This is a genomic window from Paenibacillus artemisiicola (genome assembly GCF_017652985.1).
GTDB classification, from domain to species: domain Bacteria; phylum Bacillota; class Bacilli; order Paenibacillales; family Paenibacillaceae; genus Paenibacillus_Z; species Paenibacillus_Z artemisiicola.
Window position 1 is genome coordinate 1 of sequence record NZ_JAGGDJ010000057.1, and the last position, 23,245, is coordinate 23,245.

22 protein-coding genes are annotated in these 23,245 nt (G+C 62.5%); 3 read left to right on the forward strand and 19 right to left on the reverse strand.

The window, feature by feature from the left end; all coding sequences use genetic code 11:
* From I8J29_RS29975 to I8J29_RS29995, 5 genes are all read right to left on the reverse strand, one after another.
* The coding region (locus tag I8J29_RS29975; protein ID WP_208850984.1) for a response regulator at window positions 1-567 on the reverse strand (567 nt) is incomplete at its 3' end.
* Window positions 560-2,368, reverse strand: a complete 1,809-nt coding sequence (locus I8J29_RS29980; protein WP_208850985.1) for a cache domain-containing sensor histidine kinase — start codon at window positions 2,366-2,368, stop codon at window positions 560-562. The genes I8J29_RS29980 and I8J29_RS29975, both read right to left, overlap by 8 nt.
* Before the next feature lie 304 nt (window positions 2,369-2,672).
* Window positions 2,673-3,404, reverse strand: a complete 732-nt coding sequence (locus tag I8J29_RS29985) for a GDSL-type esterase/lipase family protein (RefSeq protein ID WP_208850986.1) — start codon at window positions 3,402-3,404, stop codon at window positions 2,673-2,675.
* A 219-nt stretch (window positions 3,405-3,623) separates the two neighbouring features.
* Complete coding sequence (locus I8J29_RS29990) at window positions 3,624-3,836, reverse strand: alpha/beta-type small acid-soluble spore protein (protein WP_208850987.1); 213 nt, start codon at window positions 3,834-3,836, stop codon at window positions 3,624-3,626.
* 125 nt (window positions 3,837-3,961) lie between these two features.
* Complete coding sequence (locus I8J29_RS29995; protein ID WP_208850988.1) at window positions 3,962-6,415, reverse strand: discoidin domain-containing protein; 2,454 nt, start codon at window positions 6,413-6,415, stop codon at window positions 3,962-3,964.
* Between the two features lie 270 nt (window positions 6,416-6,685).
* Here I8J29_RS29995 and I8J29_RS30000 point away from each other — a divergent pair, with 270 nt between their 5' ends.
* Complete coding sequence (locus I8J29_RS30000) at window positions 6,686-7,726, forward strand: class I SAM-dependent methyltransferase (protein ID WP_208850989.1); 1,041 nt, start codon at window positions 6,686-6,688, stop codon at window positions 7,724-7,726.
* A gap of 205 nt (window positions 7,727-7,931) precedes the next feature.
* Complete coding sequence (gene sigK, locus I8J29_RS30005) at window positions 7,932-8,633, forward strand: RNA polymerase sporulation sigma factor SigK (protein WP_090648728.1); 702 nt, start codon at window positions 7,932-7,934, stop codon at window positions 8,631-8,633.
* A gap of 168 nt (window positions 8,634-8,801) precedes the next feature.
* Here the strand turns inward: sigK and I8J29_RS30010 are convergent, their stop codons facing one another.
* The 6 genes from I8J29_RS30010 to I8J29_RS30035 all read right to left on the reverse strand — a co-directional run bounded on the left by I8J29_RS30010 (window position 8,802) and on the right by I8J29_RS30035 (window position 13,502).
* Entirely contained in the window at window positions 8,802-9,614 is an 813-nt protein-coding gene (locus I8J29_RS30010) for a class I SAM-dependent methyltransferase (RefSeq protein ID WP_208850990.1), read from the reverse strand.
* Between the two features lie 86 nt (window positions 9,615-9,700).
* Window positions 9,701-10,504, reverse strand: coding sequence for an aminoglycoside adenylyltransferase domain-containing protein (locus I8J29_RS30015; protein ID WP_208850991.1), 804 nt, complete (start codon window positions 10,502-10,504; stop codon window positions 9,701-9,703).
* Between the two features lie 46 nt (window positions 10,505-10,550).
* Window positions 10,551-11,213 (reverse strand): ribose-5-phosphate isomerase RpiA, encoded by a 663-nt coding sequence (gene rpiA, locus I8J29_RS30020; protein ID WP_208851007.1) that lies wholly within the window; start codon window positions 11,211-11,213, stop codon window positions 10,551-10,553.
* Window positions 11,214-11,349: 136 nt separating this feature from the next.
* On the reverse strand, window positions 11,350-12,117 hold the full coding sequence (locus tag I8J29_RS30025; protein ID WP_208850992.1) for a DUF3891 family protein: 768 nt from the start codon (window positions 12,115-12,117) through the stop codon (window positions 11,350-11,352).
* A gap of 62 nt (window positions 12,118-12,179) precedes the next feature.
* Window positions 12,180-12,752, reverse strand: coding sequence for a GNAT family N-acetyltransferase (locus I8J29_RS30030; protein WP_208850993.1), 573 nt, complete (start codon window positions 12,750-12,752; stop codon window positions 12,180-12,182).
* 285 nt (window positions 12,753-13,037) lie between these two features.
* Window positions 13,038-13,502 (reverse strand): GNAT family N-acetyltransferase, encoded by a 465-nt coding sequence (locus I8J29_RS30035; protein WP_208850994.1) that lies wholly within the window; start codon window positions 13,500-13,502, stop codon window positions 13,038-13,040.
* A 92-nt stretch (window positions 13,503-13,594) separates the two neighbouring features.
* On the opposite strand from I8J29_RS30035, the gene I8J29_RS30040 reads away from it, so the two are divergent.
* Complete coding sequence (locus I8J29_RS30040; RefSeq protein WP_208850995.1) at window positions 13,595-13,858, forward strand: hypothetical protein; 264 nt, start codon at window positions 13,595-13,597, stop codon at window positions 13,856-13,858.
* Window positions 13,859-13,863: 5 nt separating this feature from the next.
* Here I8J29_RS30040 and I8J29_RS30045 read toward each other — a convergent pair whose 3' ends face one another.
* The 8 genes from I8J29_RS30045 to I8J29_RS30080 all read right to left on the reverse strand — a co-directional run bounded on the left by I8J29_RS30045 (window position 13,864) and on the right by I8J29_RS30080 (window position 23,105).
* Window positions 13,864-14,322: a GNAT family N-acetyltransferase gene (locus I8J29_RS30045; protein WP_208850996.1), complete on the reverse strand. Its 459-nt coding sequence runs from the start codon at window positions 14,320-14,322 to the stop codon at window positions 13,864-13,866.
* Between the two features lie 31 nt (window positions 14,323-14,353).
* A complete protein-coding gene (locus I8J29_RS30050) occupies window positions 14,354-14,926 on the reverse strand; it encodes an RDD family protein (protein ID WP_240546590.1) in 573 nt (190 codons plus the stop codon).
* A gap of 45 nt (window positions 14,927-14,971) precedes the next feature.
* Entirely contained in the window at window positions 14,972-15,631 is a 660-nt protein-coding gene (locus I8J29_RS30055; RefSeq protein ID WP_208850997.1) for a zinc dependent phospholipase C family protein, read from the reverse strand.
* A 74-nt stretch (window positions 15,632-15,705) separates the two neighbouring features.
* On the reverse strand, window positions 15,706-16,263 hold the full coding sequence (locus tag I8J29_RS30060) for a pyridoxamine 5'-phosphate oxidase family protein (RefSeq protein WP_208850998.1): 558 nt from the start codon (window positions 16,261-16,263) through the stop codon (window positions 15,706-15,708).
* Window positions 16,264-16,282: 19 nt separating this feature from the next.
* Window positions 16,283-16,654, reverse strand: a complete 372-nt coding sequence (locus I8J29_RS30065) for an iron chaperone (protein WP_208850999.1) — start codon at window positions 16,652-16,654, stop codon at window positions 16,283-16,285.
* A gap of 241 nt (window positions 16,655-16,895) precedes the next feature.
* Entirely contained in the window at window positions 16,896-17,648 is a 753-nt protein-coding gene (locus I8J29_RS30070) for a YjgB family protein (protein WP_240546591.1), read from the reverse strand.
* Window positions 17,649-17,769: 121 nt separating this feature from the next.
* A complete protein-coding gene (locus I8J29_RS30075) occupies window positions 17,770-18,507 on the reverse strand; it encodes a hypothetical protein (RefSeq protein WP_208851000.1) in 738 nt (245 codons plus the stop codon).
* 176 nt (window positions 18,508-18,683) lie between these two features.
* Complete coding sequence (locus I8J29_RS30080; protein WP_208851001.1) at window positions 18,684-23,105, reverse strand: S-layer homology domain-containing protein; 4,422 nt, start codon at window positions 23,103-23,105, stop codon at window positions 18,684-18,686.
* Between the last annotated feature and the right edge of the window lie 140 nt (window positions 23,106-23,245).

A 23,245-nucleotide genomic window follows, 5' to 3' on the forward strand; every position in this document is an offset into this window, starting at 1 on the left:
CGACCAGACGGCATACGGCCCGTCCGCCGCGCCGGTACGGCCCGCGGCCAGCGCCGCGCCGACGGCCGCTTCCGCTTCGGGGCCGGCTTCGCGGCCCGCCAGCAGCGCCGCGAACGTCCGCTGCAGGGCGGCCCGGCGGCCCGTCTCGTACGTCCGCGCCTTGCGCGCCTCCTCGAGCCGAACCCGGCGCGTCTCCTCGCAATGCCGGATCACCCGCGCCATCGTCGCCAGCAGCTCTTCTTCCTCGATCGGCTTCAGCAGGTAATCGACCGCGCGGAACCGCAGCGCGTCGCGGGCGAACTGAAAATCGTCGAACCCGGTCAGCACGACGATGCTCGCATCGGGCTGCCGCTCCTTGATCAGCCGCGCCATCTCGATCCCGTTCCGGCCGGGCATCTGGATATCGGTGATGACGATGTCCGGCTCCAGCTCGATCGCCTTCTCCAGCCCTTCGATGCCGTCACAGGCGGTCACGATCGCGCCGATGCCCATCGCGGCCCAATCCGCGAATTCGACCAGCCCTTCGCGCTCCCACCGCTCGTCCTCCACGATGAGCAGTTTATACATGATCCGTTCTCCTCCTTGCCGCAAACGCGATGGTCACCGCCGTGCCGATCCCCGGCCGGCTGAACAGCGCCAGCGCGTGGTCCGTCCCGTAATACGCCTGCAGCCGTTTCGTGATGTTGGCAACGGCGTAACCGCTTCCGTAGGAATCGAGGCGCCGGCCCTCCACAACGTCGCGGATCCGGCCCTCGGCCATCCCGACGCCGTCGTCGATGACCTGCAGCGTGACCCGGTTACCCTCGGGGAACGCCTTGATGATAATCGTGCCGTGCGACCGCTTCGGATCGATGCCGTGGACGAGCGCGTTTTCGACGAGCGGCTGCAAAATGTTTTTGACCGTTACGCATTCCCGCACCCGGTCGTCGATCTCGAAGACGGCGTCGAAGCGGTCCTCGAAGCGGAATTTCTGAATGGCCAGGTACGCCTTCACCATGTCGAGCTCGCTCGCGATCGTCGTCTCCGAGCTGCCCTTGTTCAGCACGAGCCGGTAAAATTTCGCCAGCGAATCCGAGATGCGGGCGACCTCCGGCGCCTTCGCCTTGCGCGACACCCACGAGATCGTCGCCAGCGTATTATACAGGAAGTGCGGATTGATCTGCGCTTCCAGCGCCTTCAGCTCCGCTTCCTTCTCCAGCAGCTCGGACTTGTACACCTTCTCCACGAGGTCGTGGATGCGCCCGGTCATATGGTTGAACGTCAGCGCCATCTGCGAGAACTCGTCGTTCCAGACGACCGGCACGGAGACGTCGAGCGAGCCTTCGCGCACCTGCTTCATCGCTTTCAGGAGCGGCTTCATGCGGGACAGCAGCTTGACGGTCACGAAATAGACGAGCAGGCTGAGCAGCAGCAGCGCCGCGGTCAAGACGACCAGCATCGTGCGGATCGAATGCGTCACCTTCTCGACCACGCCCTTCACGGGGAAGATCCCCACGACCCGCAGGTCCGGGCCTCCGACCGGAATCGAGATGACGATCGACCGCTCCCCGCGCACGGAGACGATGCCGTTCGACCTCGCGTCGTCCGGCAGCCCCGAGAGACCGACGGTCTCGATCCGCTGCCCGTACGTCCCGGCGAGGTTGTCGGACACGATCCGGTCGCCGCCGTCCACGATGAAGACGCTTCCCAAGTGGCCCGAGATGGAATCCTTGAGCGACTTGAACAGCTCCGCCTGCGTCATCTCGATCTCCACCAGGCCGGATATGCCGTAATCGCGGACGGAGAAGATTTTCCGGTTGTACGAGAACACGTCCGCCTTCGGGGTCAAGCCCGGCCGCACGAGCAGCAGCATCTCCTTGTGCGTGCCGCGCCATTCCGACTGGGGCGCCGCGTTCGTCAGCAGCCCCTGGTAAGCGGCGTCGCCGCGGATCCGGTCCATGGCGTAGAAGCCGTCGTACCCGCCGTACAGCTCCGGAATGGTCGGATTCTGCATGTACACGTGGATCGAATGAATATTCGGGTTCTGCCGCATGATGTTGTCGATGATCGGCGCGATATTGTCGCGGTAGTCCTGCAGCTGGAAGCTCTCGTTGATGAAATCGCTGTCCAGAAACGTCTGGATGCGGGAGTCGAACGCGATGAGCTGCGAGAGGTTCTCGGTCAGCTTCACCTTCTCCTCGATGCTCGCCTTGGTCTGCAGCAGGTTCTGCTCCATGACCGTCTGCGCCTGGGCGATCGCCGACTCCGACGCCTGCCGGTACAGCATGTATCCGGTTACGGAAAGCGATACCAACAAGATCGACACGTAAATGGCGACGAATTTCGAAACGACGCTCCGATTTTGAAATAGCCGCGCGAGTCGCGTCATGGCGTTTCCATCCTTCCCTGCCCTTCAATACCGATTCATTGTACCACCCGTCCCGGCTGCGGGGAATGGCGAAAACTGGAACGCCGCGCCGCCTTGTTCCCAGGCTACGCAATGCCGTTCGCGATCGAAATCAATCGGTCCGGCGGTTGAGAACGGGACGAATTGGCCGGAAAAGCGGAAAGTCCGCCGTCCGGCGCGGGGGCGCCGGGCGGCGGACTCTATTGTGCTTCCTTGCGCGGGCCGCGCTTCTAGAACGAATCAAGCTTCGCGGTCTTCGCGAAGCTCCCGGCAAACAAGGCGCGGCTTAGGCTTCCTCGAACCCGAACGTCCGGCGCAGCGCGGCGGCCCAGCGCTCGTAGCCCCGCTCCGTCAAGTGGCAGCCGTCGAAGGCGATCTCCTTCGGCAGCGTGCCGTCCGCGTCCAGCAGCTCCGGCCCGATGTCGACGAAGACGGCGCCGAGCTCTCGGGCCAGTTCGGCGTACCGCGCGTTGATCTCGCGAATGAGCGCGCGCCGCGGATGATCCGGCGCTTCCTCGCGCGGGAACACGGCCATCAGGACGAGGCGCGCCGAAGGCGCCTTCGCCCGCGCAAGTTCGATAATCGCCCGGGCGCCGTCCCGGATCTCGTGCGCCGTGTTGGCGCGGGCGTTGACCGTCTCGCTCGTATTGTTCGTTCCGATGTTGAGCACGATCCATTCGGGCGACAGCCCGTCCAGCTGGCCCTGATGCAGTCGCCACAGCACGTTCTGCGTGCGGTCCCAGCCGAAGCCCAGATTAAGTACCCGGCGGCCGCCGAACAGCGCCGCCCAGGCGTCCCCGCTGCCATGCCGCGATTCCGGCTCCGGGGGGCCGCCCCAGAAATGCGTCAGCGAATCCCCGATCAGCACGATGTCCGGCCGGACCTCGTCCTTCGTCCGCAGCACAAGCTCATGGCGCGCCCACCAGTCGTAGCTGTCTTCCTCCAGCTTCGGCACCGGCACGACCGCCGTATTTGCCGCGGAGCCGCCGCCCTTGCGCTCCTCAACCGCCTTCTCCATTCCCGTCATCCTCCCGCGTCGCTGTCCTTCGGCCGGCCGATTGCCAGCCGACCGTTACGGACCTCATTATAACGGACGGCGCCGCTTCCGTCAGCCCTCCCCCGGGCGCTTGGACCGGTAAACGCAAAAAAGCAAGCCTTTCCCGAAGGATAGGCCTGCCCATGAAGACGGGACGCCGTTACGGCGTCCCGCTTGTCGATCGAACCGCTCGCTTGCCGATTAACGGAAGTTTTGCGCGCCGCCAAGGCTTTGCTCGGCGATTTGCACCAGTCTGCGCGTGATCGATCCGCCGATTTTGCCTGCGTTGTACGTCGACAGATTTCCGTTGTACCCATCCGGAGAAAGCTGAATGCCGAGCTCTTGGGCCACCTCGAATTTGAGCATGTCGAGCGCGTGCGACGCTTGCGGTACCACCAATGTGTTCTTTGCCATTTGTAAAGCCCTCCTTTGATTTGGGATTGATGTTAATGTCACCAAATCAAACCAAAGTATGCAGGCCCGGATAATTTTTTTCGCAGGCCCGCCCGCGGGCGGAACCCGCGTTCTTCGCGGAGCCGTTACGAGGCATACACCTCGAAGCGCCAGAGCGAGTAGCCGTACGCGGAGCCGCGCTGGACGCCGAGCATCCGCACGTACCGGGCGCTCGTCGCCGCGAACGAAATATCGTCCACGCCGCCGTTGCCCGCGCTGGTCGCGTAGACGTCCCGCCAGTTCGTGCCGTCGGACGACACCTGGATTTTGTACGCTTTCCCGTACGCGTTCTCCCAGCTCAGCCGGACCCGGTTCACCGTCTTGACCGCGCCGAGGTCCGCCCGGATCCACTCGTTGTCGTTGTACTTCGAGCCCCAGCGGGTCGAGCCGCTGCCGTCCGTCGCGTTCGCGGCCGCGAGCGCGGCGGCGTAGGACGAGCTGGCCGTCGCGACGGCGCCCGACGCGAGGTTCGGGCCGTATTGATGGATCGCCTCCAGCACGGCGTGCGCGGACTTCATCCGCTCGATCATCTCGGTGTACGGCTGATCCTGCTGATTGACGAGCCCGATGTTGTAATTCTCGGTATCCGCGCGCCCCGTTACGGGCTGGTCGTAATAAGCGTACCAGCCGGAGCCGACGAACAGCGGATTAGCGGCCTGGCTCTCCGCGAACGCCTGATAGGCGTCGCCCCGCTCCGCGATGCTGGTCGTCTTCGTCGGCGCGCTGATGTACGAGAGCCCGCGGTCGGAGGAGCCGAAGGAATGCTCCAGGTTCAGCAAGGGCTTGCCGTACGGCTCGTACCGGTCCATCCAGGCGGCGTCCCGCGTGTAGCTGTCCACGGAGAAGGCGTCGACGTACGGCATGGCGCCTTGATCCCACTCCAGGCTGGTCCGCCAGGTCGGCACGACGTTGGCGCCCATGAACATATGGTTGGGGTCGTACTTCTTGATGACGTTCCGGACGGTCGAGAAATACGTCGCCGACGCCAGCTTGAGATACGCCGAGACGTCCGCAGCGGGCACCTTGGCGATGTCGATCGGCGTGTCCTTCAGCGCCTCGAACGACGAGGCGTTCGTGCCGAGCAGGCGGTTGACGGCAGCCAGATCGCTGTTGTGCCTCGGGGCCAGGAAGTCCACGAACGCTTGCTTCGCCGGCGAATCCGACTTATAAGCGAGCACGGACTTCACGATATCCGTCGTCCATCCCGCTTCGTTGTCATACGTGTAGCCGATCAACCATTTGCTCGCTTTCCCGGTCGTCAGCTGGGCCCTCAGCGCGCTCTCGATGGTCGGCGCGGCCTGCGGATCGAATACGTCGTACGACCACTGGATCCTTCGCAGCGTAGGAGGGTCCTGCAGCACCTGCACGTACGGGAACGCCACGCCCTTCGGCTTGGTCCACTTGCTGAACGCGTTGAAGCCCCATAGGATGAGGCGCTTCTTCGTGATGTCCTCCCACTTCGCTTCAAAATTGTCGCCGTACTTCTTCATCACGTTCGCCACGACGAAGCTGATGTACTCGCCGTTCGTATCCTTCGTATACGCGGGCGCGTACGCGGTCCGGTCCGGCAGCGCCTCGAAAATTTGCCGCGGCGTGCCGTCCGCCTTCAGCGTCGGCGTCTGGTAGCCGGGGTCCCACAGGCTGGTCGCGTCGACGCCTTTCATGATGAACGGGTACCCGTCGGGCGTAATGAACCACCATTTCCCCCCGATCTGCTGCAGCCGGAAGTAGCCCGTCGCCTCGAACTGCCCCATGCTTTTGATCCCGCCGTAGGCATCGTACTTGGCCGGGTCGAGCTTGACGTTCGCCAGCGCGACGGCCTCGGTCGCGTATTCCTGCCGAAGTTGGGCGTCCGACGTCACCTTGCCCGGCCACGGATCGTTGATCCACTGCCCGAAGCGATCCGCGATCAGGGCGTCTTTGTTCAATTCGGCCTTCAATTGCGCCACCGTGAACGGCGGAGCCGGATTTTGCCCGGGCGCGCCCGTGCCTTCCGTGATTTCGAGCTCCGTCAGCGGAATGTGCTGGTAGGCCTGGGTGCGGCGGATGTCCAGCACGATGAAGCGCGCCGTCTGATTCGCCATCGGCACCGTGACCGCGTAATTCAAGTCGGTCCCCTGCTTGACGTGCCGGGTCGCGATGTAATACCCCGTCGCGGCCTCCGGCCGGTATTTGACGGTGATGTCCTTGAAGCCCCAATATTTGTTGGGCGCGTTCAGGACGATGCGAATTTGGTCGAGCGAATAATCCTTCAACAGATCGATCATGACATGGACGGTCCCCGCGGACCCCGCGCTCCCCATCCAGCCGGCGTAAGCCGCGGTCCCGTCGTACAGCACGCCTCTTGAGGCGGCGATCAGCCCGGTCGCTTCCAGATCCGGAGAATTTCCTCCGTTCGGAGCGGGACTGAACGCGTAATTGCCCGTTCTCAGCACTTTCCCCTCACCTCGGACTTTATCGGTCGGACTGAATACCGCCGTCGATGCCAAAGCCAACAGGAACGCCAACGCAATTTTGACAACCATTACCCGTTTTTCCATCCGATCAAACCTCCTCTCTTCCTATATCGACCCCTCCCCCCGCAAAATTTGCCTTTATTTACCTCATTGTGTGACAAAACGTTTAAAATCGTTCCAAATCGCCAGGCGCGAGAGCGGTTCCGTACCGGTAAGCACGGCTTTTGGGCGCGAAATTAGGCGGATCGTCCCGCTTTTCGGCCGCTTCCGCCATCACCTGACGCCCGCTTTCGCATACAGAATAGAAACGGCCGGCGCACGTCTGGCCATCATGAGCGTACCGGAGGTGAACGGATGGACTTCGACCGCGTGTTCTCGGTCAATCTGGGGAGCTATACCCGGCAGTTCCCATTGAAAAATTCGTTCGGTAACGTCTACCCCGTCCTGCACGACCGGATCTTAAGCGAGCTGCTGCGCATCGGGGAGCACGACGTCGTGCTCGATATCGGGGGCGGCTCGAATCCCTTTCAGCGCGCGAACGTGGTCACGGAGCCGTATCTCGCCCATAACGCGCATCGCGCCGGCTGGAGCGTGAACCCGGACGTCGATTACGTGGAGTGCTTTGCGGAGAAGCTGCCTTTCCCCGACAAGCGGTTCGACTTCGTCCTGTCCAGGCAGGTGTTCGAGCATACCGTCTCGCCGAAGGACGCCTGCGACGAAATGATGCGGGTGGGACGGCGCGGCTTTATCGAAACGCCGCAAAAAATATTCGAGCTCCTGCTCGGGCCGAACCCGTCCCATAACTGGTTCGTGTCGGTGCGGGACGACACGCTCGTGTTCGAGCGGCGCCGGTTCATCCGCCATCCGTTCCGGCATCTGTCGCTCGGCGCGGTTCCCTCTTCCTTCGAGATGCAGCTGCTCGCGCACTGGGAGTTCAAGAACCTCAGCAACGTGCAGTATTATTGGGAGGACCGCATCCGGTACGAGGTCAGGGACCGCGAGGACGGCTTCGACTATACGAATCCCGAACATGCCGCGCAGGCCCATCTGGACGTCGCGATCTGTTCGCTGCGGCTCGGCGGCAGCTACCTGCCGCAGCGGGAAGCGGACGCGCGCGAAGCGGTGCGGTTGAAGCCGGATTGGGCGCTCGCCCGCAACGCGCTCGGGGCCATTCAATGGAAAATGGGCCATTTCGCGGAGGCCAAGCGGCAATTCGAAGCCGCGGCCGCGCTGGACTCTCGGGACGAGTACCGCCTGAACGCCCGGCTGCGCGAAGGAGAAGAACCGGTCGTGGTCGATTTCGAGGACACGCTCGAGCTGGATGAGCGGTTTTACGCGGCGTACAGCAAAGCGGGGCATTTCGATATGATCGCGTATTTGTTTCAGCCGCATTGAACGCAGGTGTTCTGACAGCCTGCTCGCCCTCCGATCAGCCACTTTCGCACGCACCCCCTAATTCGACATTTCCCTCCCCCGCTAACATCCTTTCGCGTACAGGCACTTCTAGGCCCGCGCCCACATAGAATGTAGAACAGTCCGGAAACGTCGGGGGAGGGCTTAGAATCTTGCCCGGCCATTACATCACGGGGGTGGCCGTAGTATGCCTGGATTTTTTGCCGCAATCGCGCTGTTCATCAAGCAACTGTCGCTTCTTGTCTCCTATGTCAAAAACAATGCGTTTCCCCAGCCGCTGACCGAAGAAGAGGAACTGCGGCATTTGCAGTTGATGGCGGAAGGGGACCAGCGTTCCCGCAACTTGCTGATCGAGCATAACTTAAGGTTGGTCGCGCACATCGTGAAGAAATTCGACAACACGGGTGAAGGACTCGAAGACCTCATTTCCATCGGTACGATCGGGCTCATCAAGGCCATCGAGAGCTTCCAGACGGGAAAAGGCACGAAGCTGGCCACGTTCGCGGCCCGCTGTATCGAGAACGAAATACTTATGCATCTCCGTTCGCTGAAGAAGACCCGCAAGGACGTGTCGCTGCACGATCCGATCGGCACCGACAAGGAGGGCAACGAAATCACGCTCATCGATATTCTCGGCACCGAGGCCGACGACGTGGCGGAGCGCGTGCAATTGAAGATCGAGAAGAGCAAAATATACAAAAACCTCGACATCCTGGACGAACGGGAGAAGGAAGTCGTCGTCGGCCGATTCGGCCTCATCACCGGCGGGGAAGAGCGGACGCAGCGGGAAATCGCCAAGGAGCTCGGCATCTCGCGCTCGTACGTATCGCGAATCGAGAAGCGGGCGCTCATGAAGCTGTACCACGAATTTTACAAAGCAAAGAAGTAAGCGCAGGCGAGCGGAAGACGTTAGGGATATGGAAGCAACAAAAAGGAGCGGCGGCTGCCGCTCCTTTTTGTTGCTTGCAGGCTTGAATGCGATTTCGTGCCGTTCCGCTGCCGGTACGCGCCTGGCCGGGCAATCAAACCCGGCCAACCGATGCCGCCGCACCGCGGCTCACCGCTTTCGCCCGATATACAGCAAGTGCGAGGAAAGGCCGAGAATATGCGGATTTTCGGATTCGCGCAGGACGAGGTTCATGATGCCCTCGTATTCCTCGCCGCCCCGCTCCCGCCAATACGCCCACTGCTCCGGCCCCATGCCGCCCGCGATGCTGCTCGAGCCGACCAGCTTCTCCCCGGCGAATCCGTGCGCCTCCATGAACGGGACGATGTCCGGAATGTCGAAATAATACGCGCCGGTGAACCGGCCGGGATCGGCGTGGTCGAAATTGCCGGTGTCCAGAAAGCGGCGGATGCCCGGTGCGGTATGATTCGGCTTCCATGCCTCGGGATGCGCGACGGACGTGGCCAGAAACCGCGTCCGCGACATGAACGCGACGAAGATGTACCCGTCTTGCTTCGTGACGCGATGCAGTTCGGAGACGGCGCGGACGCGGTCCTCCTCCCGCTGCAGATGATAGAGCGGTCCCAGCATGAGCGCCGCGTCGAACCGTTCCGCGGGGAACGCCCCCAAATCCCGGGCGTCCGCGATATGGAAGCCGTCGAACTGCGCCTCGACGCCGAACGCCTTCGCTTTCTCCCTCGCGACGTCCACGAGCCGCGGCGTCAAGTCGGACAGCGTCACCCGGTGGCCGAGCTTTGCCAGTTCCACCGCGTATTTGCCCGGCCCCGCCCCGTTATCCAGGATGCGGCAGGAAGCCGGAAGCAGCTGCCGGATGTGGCGGAAGTTGATCTGGAATTCCAACGGCTCGCGATCGAGCCGCCCCCACTCGTCGAATGCGCTGTAATACGAGAGAATATCGCCCATGTCCGTACCGTCCTCCTTATTGGGATCGCGCCTCGCGGACCGTCTCTCGCCGCCCGTACATCCCGCGGCGCGCCGACTGAAGCGCGCTACCGCGAGCCCGGCCCTTCCTCGGCCGCGGCCTCGCGTTCGATCGCCTCCAGCATCGCGCCCGCGAACGAAGCCAGCTCTTCGGGGGACAACCCCAAGCCGGAATCCGCTCCGACGTTCCCGGCATACGCCGCCAGGCACCGCTCGATGATCGCGCGATGCGCGGGCGGCACGATCGCTAACGCCCACTCGCCGCCCTCCCGCTTGGACGCGATCGCCGACTCGCGCGCATACCGCAGCGTGCGGCACAGGTTCAGCACATGGTACACGGGATTGCCGGCGATCCCGTCGGCCGCTTCCCTAACGTCCGCCAGCACCGAAGCCAAGACGTGCCGGCGGTCGACCGGCCGGAACGCCTCCGGCGCCGGCGTGCCGCAGAGCGTCAGGCCCCGGGCATGCGCGACGGCGAAATGCGCGGCCAGGTCAGGATCCGCGAACCCGCCGCAAACGTACTGAGGGTCGTGTCTGTAGCGATCGCGATGCGCCGCGGAATAGTGGCATTCGAACGGCGTCGGGAAGACGAAGTCCGCCGCCGCGTGCCCGGCCAGCACGATGCTCATCTCGAATCCCGCGCCGCCGCCGCCTTCGTCCTCGAGCCGCATCAGCCCCTCCGCGATCCGCCGGTACGCGGCGCGATCGCCGGGCTCGCGAAGAAGCGCGAGCAGATCGACGTCGCTGCGCGCCGGGTTGAAGCCGCCAAGCGCCAGCGAGCCGTGCGCGTAGACGCCGGTCAGCGTATTCGGCCATTCCTTCAGAAATAAACGCACCGCGCCGTCCAATACATGCTGAAGCTCCTTGTTCATGAGCCAGCCGCCTCCCCTTCACCGTTTGCCCGCGGCTTGGACGGGTTTATAAATACCGCGTCGAACCGTCGGCGCCGCCGACCACGACGGTTTCGGTCATGCGCACGAACAAGCCGTGCTCCACGACGCCGGGGATGGCGTGCAGCCGTACGCTCAGTTCCGCCGGATCCGGAATGGCGCCAAACCGGCAATCCACGATGTAGTTGCCGTTGTCCGAGATGAACGGCCGGCCGTCGGCCTGGCGGATCGCCGGCTTGCAGCCGAGCGCCTCCAGCTTCCTTACCGTCAGTTCATGCGCGAACGGAACGACTTCGACCGGCAGCGGAAAAGCGCCGAGCGTGCGCACGAGCTTCGATTCGTCGACGATCACGATGAACCGCCGGCTGTTCGCGGCCAGAATTTTTTCCCTCAGCAGCGCGCCGCCTCCGCCTTTGATCAGATTGAACGCCTCGTCCACTTCGTCCGCACCGTCGATCGTCGCATCGATCGCGTCGATATCCGCGAACGGGACGATCGGGATGCCCAGCTCCCGGGCAAGCGATTCGGACCCTTTCGAGCTCGAGACCGCTCGGATGCGCAGCCCTTCCTTGACCCGCTCCGCGATGCGATGGATGGCGAAGAACGACGTCGATCCCGTCCCGAGCCCTACCGTCATGCCGTCTTCGATATGCGTGACCGCCTCCGCGGCCGCCAGCTGTTTTGCATTCATGTACGTCACCTCTTGATTCGTCGTCGTTGTCATGTCTAACATTCCCTGCTGCTGCCATTGTGCATCCGATCGCAAACGCGGGCAAGCGGAGCAAATTTCCAATCGGCGCAGGACGGGAACCCGTAACCTCGTATCTTCAGTTCATTTCGGCGAGAAACGTCGCTTGCTGCTCGGTCCAACTGGTCCGTTCGAAGGCCGCGTGCAGGCCGAGCTCGGCGATGAGCGTCTTGGGCACCTGCTTCTGCCGCACGGAAGCCGTGAACGTCTCCGCGAACAGCGTAGGCGCGACGCCGATCTCCAGGGGACTCGCCCAGTGGGCGACGTATTGCTCGCCGGCGACGAGCGGCGTATCGAATCCCGTCCGGTACCACGGATGCTCGCGCGCCTTGTCGGCTCCGGGCTCGTTCAAGCACACGTACAGCGACAAGCCGTCGCACAGCCGCAGGATGCGCAGATGCCGCTGCACCGTCGCCTCGTCCAGCGGGGCGAGCGCGGCACGGATCCGCGCCTGCCGCTCAAGCTCATGCTGGCGAAACGCCATCATCTCCGGTTGATCGGAGGTCCGGATCGCCTCGAAATTCGCGTAATGCAGGCTGCACAGCAAAGCCGCGTAGGCGTTGCCGCGTTCCGTCTCGTCAATGCCGTCCCGGTAGCACAGCAGCTTCGGCCGCAGCGGGTAATCCATGAAGGAATACGGGGCGCCGCTGCCGTCGTTCCAGATCGGCGTATCGTCCATGGTGATCCAGGCGCGGTCGTGCTCGTACACCGCGTGCAGCGCGTCTTCCCGCCGCTCCTCGCCCAGGAAGAGATGGGCATGGAACCGTTTGGCGATGTCGCCCGACAGTCTGGCGTGCTCGTGCTGGTGCGTCATGACGTAGGCTTGTTCCGTTTCGCGAATGATCATGATGGCTCGCTCCTCTCGGCTATTCGAATGGCATCCGATCCAAAACCCGGCTTTCGACGGGTCTACACCTTTGTCTTACCGGCATGCGTCCGTTTCAAGCAAGCGAAGAGCACGGCGTCCACGAACCGCCCCTTCTCGTAATAATAATCGCGCATATGCCCCTCTTCGCGCAAACCCGATTTTTCCAGCAGCCTTCTGGAGCTGTCGTTATCGGGGTCGATGAACGCCTCGATCCGGTTCAGGCCGAGCGCCTCGAACCCGTACGGAATGATGGCGGCCAGCGCCTCGGTCATCAAGCCTTGCCGCCAGTAGGCAGGGGCGAGCTCGTAACCGACCTCGGCTTTATAATGCGCCTTGGACCATTCATGGAAGCCGCAGGTCCCGATGACCCGGTCGTCGCCCCGCAGCGTAATGCCCCAACGGATGCCTTCCCCGCGGTCGAACCGCCGCTGCCAGCTGGCGATGAGCCCGGCCGCCTGCGCCGGCTCCGCGAAGCTGTCCAAATCGTAATAGGCCGTTACCTCGTCCAGCGAAAAATACGCGAACAGCTCGCCGGCGTCCTCGGCCCGCAGCTGCCGCAGGACCAGTCGTTCCGTCTCCAGCACCGGGAAATCGCGCCTTGTTGTCATGGTCATCCCTCGTTTTGGTTGATTGCTGTCACATTCGCTCCCGCTTGCGTCCCCGCCACCGTCCACGTCTCGTATACGCGAGTCCGCATATCCCAAGTGCGATTGCGGAGCCAATCGGCCGCCCCCATGATGAGGGGCGGCAATTCATTGACCCCATATACGCCGAAATGACGATGCCAAGTCTCCTTCATTCCTAACCTCCCGCTCCGCGAACCGAAGCACGGCGTTCCGTCTTACTCAAAGATGGCATCCGCAAAGCATGGATGCCTCGAACTCCGTTCGTGCCGCCGGTTACGGCCGCGCGCTCAAAAAATAATGATAAAACGACTCGTCCCGCTCGTATCCGTTCCGTTCGTACAGCCGCCGCGCCGCGACGTTGCCGGCCGCGGTCGACAGCTCCAGCCCCTTCGCGTTCGTCTGCTTGGCGTACCGGAGAGCCGCATCCAGCAGCAGCTGGCCGATCCCCCGCTTCCGGGCGTCCGGCACCACGAACAGGTCGTTCAAGATCAGGGATCTCGCCATCGAGATCGACGAGAACGCCGGATACAGCTGCGCGAAGCCGACGAGCGCGTCCGTCCGGACGTCCCTCGCGGCGAAGACGATCGAATCCCGGTACTCGAACCGTTCGAATAGAAAGGCGCGCGCCGCGGACACGTCCGATGGTTGACCGTAAAACACCCGATATTGATCGAAGACGGCGGCCAGTTCATCCAGCTCGCCGATCGCGGCTTGATTGACGCGAATGCCGGTCGTCATCGCCATCCTCCTTTTTTTGTCCCCGCATCACATAATCTCTCGTTCTATCATCTACTAATAGGGAAGCTTGTTCGAAACGAGGTGATCGAAATATGGCACGTGCCAAAGCAGTTCGCCAAACGGATCTCGTCCTCATCAGCTGGTCCCAAAATCCGCTGGTGTCGCGTTCCCCACGCCGGATCTCCGCGCTGCGCGTCATCGGCAGTTCTTTTCCGTGCTCCGACCGCCTGACCGTGGGAACGCCCCTTCGTACGGCGCTGGTCTGTCTGCTGAATGCCGACAGCGGTTTCAAAATCGTCGTCTGGAAGCAAACGTCCGGCATCAGCGGGTACGTCCTGCTGCAGCGCAAACGTTGAAGCCATCAGGCGTCCAAGTTCGCGACCATGACGATGGACGTGCCGTCCTTCCGGACTTCCCCGAATCCGAAACGCCGGTACAAGGCCATGGCCGCGGCATTACGGGGATCCACGCTGAGCGAGACCCGCTTCACCGACCGGCCGCGAAGCTCCTCGACGAGCCGGGCCAGCAGCGCCGTTCCGATGCCCGAGCCTCTGTGCGCGGGCAAGAGGGCCATGCCGAGCTCCGGCACGTCGCTGCCGACATAACCGTAGCTCTTGTTGCCCTCCGCATAAAACCGCGCCGTTATCGATCCCATCGGCTGTCCGTCGGGTCCGACCGCGAGGAAGCCGGCATCGCCTTCCCTGCCCCAGCCCTCGACGTACTTCGCCAGCTGCGGCTCTCGGACGATCGCTCTGGCGAACGGCTCCTGTCCATCGGGCACATGAAGCGATTCGTACAGCATCTCCCAGAGAAACGGCATCGAATCGCAATCGACCCGACTTCATCCCCGCCTATGCTCGCTCCTTCACCCTCGTGCGCATCGCATAATCGTGGATCGCCATCCGGCCCTTCGTCGCGAACAGCACGACCGCGTAAAGGACCATAAGCGCATTCGGAAGGTAGATCAGGTACGGGTGAGGCGGCTGCTCCACGTCCCACCACGGCTCGGGCACGAGGATGATCAGATGCGTCGCTTCCCAGGGCAGCAGCCGGATGAGCGTCCTGCCCAGCGCCCGCGGAAGGCCGATGGACGTCCCGTGCTCCGCGGTCACGACTTCCAGACGAAGCAGCCGTTTGCCCAGCGTCTGCCGCCGCCATGTCTCGCACACGATAAAATACGCCCATACCGGGAGCGACATGGACCCCAGCACCCACGCTTCGATCTCGAAGCCGCGGTCGAGTCTATCGAACGGGAACCCGCCCGTCGCCCGATAGACGGCCCATTGCAGGCCGACGAGCACCGCGGCGAGAACCGCAAAATCCAGCCAATACGCGGCCAACCGCTTGAACGCAACCTTCATGTGGGCCTCCTTGACGTCGGTGAACCATCCTGTAATCGTCTCGTATTCCGTACGCGTGCTCATGATCGGTTCGGCGGACTCACCCGGGCCGAGAAAAATAAAAAGCCGTCATTCAGACTCGCCGCCTAACAATTGCCTATCCGTCCCCCACGCGCTCATGAGGCCGCTGAACTCCTTGGACGTCGCCCGAATGAAAGCCATCACCGCCTCCAACCGAAAATAAACCGGGCGCACGCGGGGTTCATGGCCGTCGTTGCGGAGCCAGCCAAGCTTCGCCTCCCGGTACCGCGTCACTTCTTGCCGCGTCAGAAACGGCGCGATCGCATAGCCCCCGGCGGCCGCGAGCTTCGTCAAGTGCGCCTCGGCGCCGGGCAGCGACCGGAGCAGATCGAATTCCGTCTGGCTCATTTCCTCGTTATATCGCCTGCGAATCTCGTCCCGATCGCCTTCGAAACGGCGCTCGAAATCCGCGTAAAGCGTCTCCGTCCAGCGCAGGTCCGCATAAATATGCGAAAAATACCCCAACGCGAAATCCTTCCACGCCGGCTCCGAACGCTGCGGCAGATAGGCTAGGTACGCCTCCATGATCCTTTCCTTCGCCGGCAAGCTCCCGTTAAGGACGAGATGCGTCACGCCTTTCTCTTCCCTGGAGACCTGCCCTCTCGCATGAATCGCGTCGGGGGCGATGCAGCCCAGCAAAAGGTCCGGACTCGGATTGCCGCCGGCAAGCGCGTTGGAAATTGCCAGATGCACCATTGGCCAAGGCATGGTTGGAACCTCCTTTTCCCGTATCCGTTACCCGGTAGGTCTTGCTTGTTCCCGTTTTCGAATCCATTCAGCGATTACCGCTCATCCAACGGCTTGCCGATCGGCGTGAGGATGCCGTCCATGCTGACCGCGTTTTTGGTTTGCCGGTACCGCTGCAGTTCTTCTTCGCCTTTATGGTTCGCCCAGTCCAGCAGCAGGCTGCGTTCGCCTTCGTACGCATAGAACGGCACGCCGTACCCGCAGGAGGTTTTGACCAAGTCGATCTCCGCCGTAATGATCTGCCTATAGCCGGGCAGCAAAGCGAAATGCAGGGCGAGATCCGCCCACTCCGCTGATTCGGGCAAGACGACGCGTCCCGTCCCGTAGAGCCTTAGAATCAAGGGCTTCCCATCGAAAGCGATGAACATGAACGTGATCCGGCTGTTCTCCGTCAGATGCGCGCTCGTTTCATTGCCGCTGCCCGTCAGATCGAGGTAGGCTATCCGGTTCGGCGAAAGAACGCGCATCGCGTCGTATCCCTTCGGCGAGATATTGACATGCCCGTTCGATGCAGCCGTTCCGACGAAAAACAGCTTCTGCGCGCGGATGAAGCTTTCATGTTCGGGAAGCATGGAAGCGTACGTTTTCCCCATACGATCACCCCGTCCTCGATTATTTCCTCCAAAACGTCGTACAATCTTCCTTATCGCGGATGTTGAACGCCATGATGTTCGCAAGCAAAGCGTAATCAACCGGCTGGTCCCACCGGATTCGGATCAATCCCTTGGTCGTTTCGTAGCCGGCCTGCGCGATGTCGTCCGCAAACGCCGTCATCGCGGCATTCTCGGGCGCGATCGCGAGATGGGTCTTGGCTGTGCTGAACCCGATGATGAAGGTGCCGTGATCGGCAAACATCGGCTGGTTCCACTTGATAAGGGGGGCTAAATGCGGAAATGTCGCGGCTGCGAAGTCCAGCACTTCTCTCGTCCGTGCTTGATGCTGCGGGTGCTGGATCCCCGCGAGATATTCTTGAAACGCCTCCATGACGTGCCCTCCTCTCGCGGCGCGCGGAACGACTTCTCGCACGGCGCGTCTCTTGTCGCATGAATAGTACGATCATTATATCAAACCGACTAATTACTGGAAACGATAATCGTGCCGCGTGTAGGCGTTGCGAATTGCCAGCAAACAAAAAGGAGATTTCCCCGATCCGCGGTCGAAGAAATCTCCTGCTGCTGTCTGCTGCTAGCGGAATGCCGAAGCCTTGTCATGCCTTGCGCTTGCCTTACCCCGCCATATTGTTGATGGTATCCGCCGGCGCGTACACGGAGATATGGTCCACCTTGCCCGTGTCGGCCGGGATGATGAAGCGCAGCTCGAACGTCTTGTTCGCTTCGTACGCGTAGATCGTGTCGGTGCCGTTCTTCGTGACCTGATCGGCCTTGCCGAGGGCGGCTTCGATCTGCTTCAACGTTAGCGTCCGCAGCTCCGGCGCGTCGGAGCGGACGTCGAAAATCTGGCTGCCTTTGTTGAAGCCGATGACCGCGTGCTTCTTCGCATAGGTGGCATACAGCCCCTTGCCGGCAAAATCCGTCTTGTCGGACTTGCCCCAGTCCTTCTCGACGTCGTCGATCAAGCCTTTGTCCGCCGCGAACGGAATGCCCTTCACTTTCCCGTCCTTCGCCAGCTCCAGCATGGCTTTGATCGCTGCGGACGTTTGGCCGTCGGCGCCGGAGGGCTCCGACGTATTGCCCGAGGTACCGCCGCCGGTATTGCCCGACGGCTGATTCGCGCCGTTGCCGCTCGCGCCGCCGCTCGCATCGCCGGCGCTATTCGAGGCATCGCCGGCATTCCCGGCATTGCCTTGGTTCGTGCCCGTATTCGTATTCGGCGAATCCGCCGGAGGCGTGACGTTGTTTTGCGGGGCGTTGTCGGACTCGTTCGCCGCGTTGTCGGAATGGGAACAAGCGGAGAGCAGCATGGCGCCGGTCAGCAAGACCGCGACGGCCAGCAGTTTAACGGTTGATTTCTTTTTCATTTTCTTCATCTCCAGTAAGTCGTGAATGGGGAACTACACCCTCTAAACGAGCTTGTTCTTGAAAATGTTTCAACCGTTAACTTGCGCCGGACAATGTCAGGCTATTCCAAGGGCTGCATAATCAGTCGCCTAGCTCGGTCAGCTTCCGCTGCTCGGTCCGGGTCAACGTTAAGGTCCGGTCCTCCGGTTCGTAGCGGAAAGCGTACACCGGGACGGTCTCCATGCCCGCCGCGAAGCCGCCCGTAATGACGAGCTCGTCCGATTCGGCGATGGGCTTCTGCCCCGGCAGCCGTCCGATGCCGGCCAAGGCGCGGCCGTCTTCCATCCGGATGGAGACCGGGAACGCCCGGCCGTCCCGCACGCCGAAGAAATACGTTTCCAGCGCGTGGCAGTCCGTGTAACGGGGCGAATACGCCGCAAGTTCGGTACCGCCCAGCTTGATCGGCTCCATTTCCGCCGTCTCGTCCGTTGGCTGGACGATCTCGAAATCCGCCGGAAACGCGAAAATCGTAGACGTCTCGCTCTTGTGCGGCGTCCAACGCGCTTCGAAGGCGCCATGCCATCGCAAATCGGACGCCTGCCCGATGCAGCTCGGCGCGCCAAGCGGCGCGACGGACGCGGAGCCGCCGCTTGCCGGCTGGACGGTGAGCAGCCCGCCTTGCAGTTCGACTAAGGCGCGCACGGTATCGTCCGCTTGTTCGCCGGGCGGCGGCGTTGCGTGCTCCGCGCCATCCTCTTCCCTGACTTCAAAAACGAACGTATCCACGATGTCCGTTTCGCTATAACCATACGGATTGCCGTTGCTTAGCCATGCGGACGCCATCAGCATGCCCAGTATAGAGGCCGCCGCGATGCCCATAATCAGTGCGATTCGGATGCGAACCCTCTCCGCCCCCTTCCCGAAAATCAGTTTTATTCCCGCTATTTCTCACGCCTAATTAAGCTTACATTGCGCAAACGAAAACGGGAAGCGCAACTTGCGCCTCCCGCTTTTTATGCCGACAAGCCTGCTTTCAAAACCGCTTCTCGAATCCGTTAAAGTTCAAGTCCCAAGTTCAAGCACGCGTCGAGCGCCCGCAGAATGAGCGCGACCGACTCTTCGCGCGTCGCGTTCGCGTTCGGCGCGAAGGCATGCTCCGCCTTGCCTTTGACGACGCCCGCTTCGGTCAATGCCGCGATCGCCGGTTCCGCCCAGTGGCCGTTCACGTCCGTAAACGGACTGTCTCCGGCGGCTTTGCCGAAATCGATGACCCGCGCCAGGATCGCGATCATCTCGGCGCGCGTAATCGGCTGGTTCGGACGGAAGCTGCCGTCGCCGTACCCGTTAATGAAGCCCAGCGCTTTCAGCGCGCCGATGGCGCCATGCGCCCAATGATCGGCTTTCACGTCCGTGAACGACTCAGGCGCCGCTTCGCCGAGGCCAAGCGCTTTCGCCAGCATGGCGGCGAATTCCGCGCGCGTCACGTTCTTCTTCGGCGCGAACGAACCGTCCGCGTAGCCTTCGACGAACCCGGCTTTCGCCGCCAGGGCGATCGCCGATGCGCTCCACGAAGCGGCAGGCACGTCGCTGAAGGCGACCGGCGTCGCGTCGGCCAATGCTTTGCCGATGCGGTCCTTCACGGACGCCCCGTCCACGGCGTCATGCAGCACCGGCGTTTCCGGCGTCGCATCCTGATCCGGATCGTCCGTTGCCGGAGGCGCCGGCGGCGTAATGATCGTGCCGGGACCGCCGCCCGAGCTGGCCGGGGAAACCGTAACCGTCAGATACTCGTTGAAGCCCCAGTAATAGACGCGCAATTTCGCGGTGCCCGCTTTGACGGCGGTCACGACGCCGTCCGTGCCGACCGTCGCCACGTCCGGATTCTTCGATTCGAACATCGCGAGATCCGTCACGTCGACTTCGCTCAGATCGCTCATCGTCGCCGTCGCCTTCAATGGCTGCGTGCCGCCGACCGTCATCGCGTTCAGGTCCGGCGTTACGGTCAAGCCCGTCGCGACCGGCGTCGCGTCCGAGTACGTCGCGATGACCGGAACGTTTACCGGGATGCCCTTGTATTGGCCGACGACGTTCGTACCGCCCTTGCGATTCGTCCGCATGATCTTGCCGTCTTCCGTCAGGTCGGCGATCGTCGGATCGCCGCTGAACCACGTCAGATCCGCATTGTCCAGCGTCTGTACGGTCGCGTCGCTGTAGATGGCCTTGACGACCGGCGCGACCGGCTGGTCCGCGGCATCATCGAAGACGTAATGCGTCGGATCCGTGACGATTGTCATGATTTTCGGCTTGATCGGGTTCTTCGTGACCGTCACGTCGAACGCGATCGTATGGCCGAAGTAAGTGCCGGTTACCCGCGTCGTGCCTTCTTTCGTGCCGGCGACGAAACGGACATACGGCTGTTCGTCGTACACCGCGACTAGCTCGGGGTCCTCGATTTGCCAGTCGACGAACCCGGACAACGGGCCGACATGCGATTGGCCGTCTTGATCCGTGACCGTTTCGTTCAAGCCGACGAGCGACGACCCTTGCGGGTGGACGTCGACGCGATAGACGCCGTCTTCTTGATCCGCATCGGACTGGATGCCCTGCAGGTCGACAACCTCGAAGTGGAGCGTGCGCGAGTAGGTCACGCCGAACTGCTCGTACGTGAAGACAGCGTCCGTCTCGCCGGTCGCCAGGGCCTCGAAGCCGCTGGCGTCATTCACGGCCACGATGCCCGGCTGCGAGAACGTCCATTGGCCGCCGTCCGCCGAGAAGGTTTCGCCCGTCGTATCCAGCGCGAACGGCTTCAGCTCATACGGCGCTTGTCCCTTGTACAGCCGGAACGACGACCCTTCGAAATACCAATTGTACTCGGACGTCCGGAAGCCGATGTCGAGCACGTCGGGCTCGCCGGGCTTCTCGGATACGGACACGTTGACGATCGTCGGCGTGAAGTCGCCGTACGCGACGGTCAGCGTCGTCCGGCCGAACTTCTGATAGCCTTGATCCGGATTCGCGGTCCCGGTCGACTTGCCGAGAATGCCGACGGCGCCGTTGTCCTTGACCACGTCGGCAATGTCCGTGTCATACACCGACCATTGCGCTTGATCGCTCACGTCCTCCGTCGTGCCGTCGCTCTTGACGGCCAGCAGTTGAACGGGATAGGTGGCGCCTTTCTCCACCAAAACCTTCGTCGTCGACAGCAGCAGCGCATCGACCGTCGGTTCCGCCGCCGCGCCCTCGTCCGCCATGCGGACGTTGGACGAGAAGTCGCCGTCCTTCACCGTGACCCGAACCGCGACGACCGCGCCGTCCAGCGCCAGATGCACGCGGGTCGACCCCGGCGCGACCGGCGTCAGGACGCCGTCCTTGACCGTCGCGACGCCGGCATCCTGCGTCGACCATTTACCCTGCGCCGTAACGTTCGCGCTCGTCCCATCCTCATAAGCAGCCTGCACGGTTACCGCGCGAGGACCGCCCGTTACGTCCAGCGTTACCTGCGGTTCGCTTACCGTAACGCCGGTAATCCGCTTCGGCGCCGTCTCCGGCTGCTCCGCCGGCATCCCAGCGGTCGCGGCTACTTCGACCGTGATCGTCCGCAGCTGGCCGCCGTACGCGACCTCGATCGCCGCCGTACCTTTGCCGACCGCCGTGAGCTCGCCCTTCCGGTTGACGGAGACGACCTGCGGATTGGCCGAGCGATAAGCGGCGGCTGCCGTTTTGTCCAGCCGCTCGCCGTCCGCCATCTCCGCTTCGACCGACAGCGCTTCCTGCTTCCCGATCTGCAGGCTTAGCGAACCCGGGGTCACGGTTAAGGAGGTCGCCGTCTTCGGCTCCGCTTGCTTCACGATGACCGGAATGATGGCGATTTGGTCATTATAAATGGCCCCTACAACGGCCGATCCCGCGGATTCCGCGACGATGCTGCCGTCGTTGCCGCGGTATGCGACCGACGGGTCGGACGCGAGCCAAGCGTCGTCGGCGATTCGGGACGTGACGTCCTCGACCGTGCCGTCATTGTAGATCGCCTTGATGATCGGCTGCCGGACGGGCTTGCCGTCCGTGATTTCGACGAACGTCGGCTCGGCCACCAGATTCAGCACCTGGCTTGCGGCCGCTTCCTTCGTCACCGTCACCTGGAACGAAAACGGCTCGAACGCTAAATAACGACCGGTTATCGTCGTCGTGCCTTCCTTCGCGCCCGCGAAGATGCGGCCGGCGTCGTTGATCGTCGCGATCGATTTATCGCCGACGGTCCATTCGACGTCGCCCGTGACGTCGTCGGCGTTATAGTTCTGTCCGGTGCGCGGATCCTCGGAGTAGACGCCCATGATCGTGATTTCCTGGAAGCTCCGCGGCGGGAGCGTCACGGGCGTGTCGAGGTCCAGCTGCTGCTGCATATCCGGCGTGAAGCGCTCCAGCTTGATCGGGCCGCCGACGAATACTTGGACGGACGTGACAAGCAGCCCGTCGTCGTAGCCGTCTTCGCCTTCCTTGCCGGTCGGCGCCGTGTATTTATACTCGAAGTAGATATAGGTCATCCCTTTGCCGACCGGCGTAATGACGCCGTTGGCGTCGACCGTGGCCACGGCTTCGTCGCCCGAGTACCATTTGCCGAGATTCGTCACCTCGTACCGGTCCTGGTCGGGGTATTCCAGATCCGCGTACATTTTATGCGGCGCGTCGGTTTCCATCAGCTTCAGGACGTCCTCCGAGAGCAGGAGGCCGAACAGCTGAAACGGGATCGGCTCCTTCTGCACGGTGACGGCGATCGACAGCGTCGGCATGGTGCCGTATTTGACGCGGACGAACGTCGATTCGCCGGCTTTGACGCCCTTGATCATGCCGTGCGACACGGTGGCGATCGCGGAGTCGTCCGTGCTCCAAACGGCATCGGCCGTAATATCCCGCGTGGAGCCGTCCGAGAACGTTCCGTGCAGATGAACCGGAAAGTTCGTGTCCGCTTCGACGAACACGTTCAGCGTGGACAGCAAGTACGTGACGAGCGTCGGTTCCGCTGGCTCCGCCTGCTGCGGCGCGTCTTCCGCAGCGCCCGTCGTAACCGTGACGGGCACGTTCACGACGGCGTCGCCGAGATTCAAGCGCACTTCCGTCGAGCCGGCGGCTTTCGCCGTAATGACGCCGCGGTCTACGACGGCGATCGCGGGATCCATCGACGTCCAGACGCCTTGCGTCGTCACGTCCTTCGCCGAACCGTCCTTGTACGTCGCGTCGACCGTAATCGCATGGCTGCCGTCCGGCAAGGCGATCGTAACGTTCGATTCGCTCGGCGTCAGCGATTCGAACTGCGCCGACGCGGCATCCTGTACGGCCGGTTGACCTGCGGCCGGAGCCGGCTCGACGCCGACGCCCGTACCCGGCGACGCATTCGCCAGGCTGCCGAACAACGAACCGGCGAGTAAAGCAAATACGAGCGTGAAAGATAAAGCTTTTGCGACAACCCTGCGATGATGCATAACGTTCCTCCTAGTTTTCATTTATATGAAACCATTTTCATAGAAGGTCATTCCATAAAAATAGCTCATAGTCGGTCGGGGTTCGAATCTTCCATCCATTTGACTTCATCTCTCACGCCATGTTAGATTTAAATATTTAC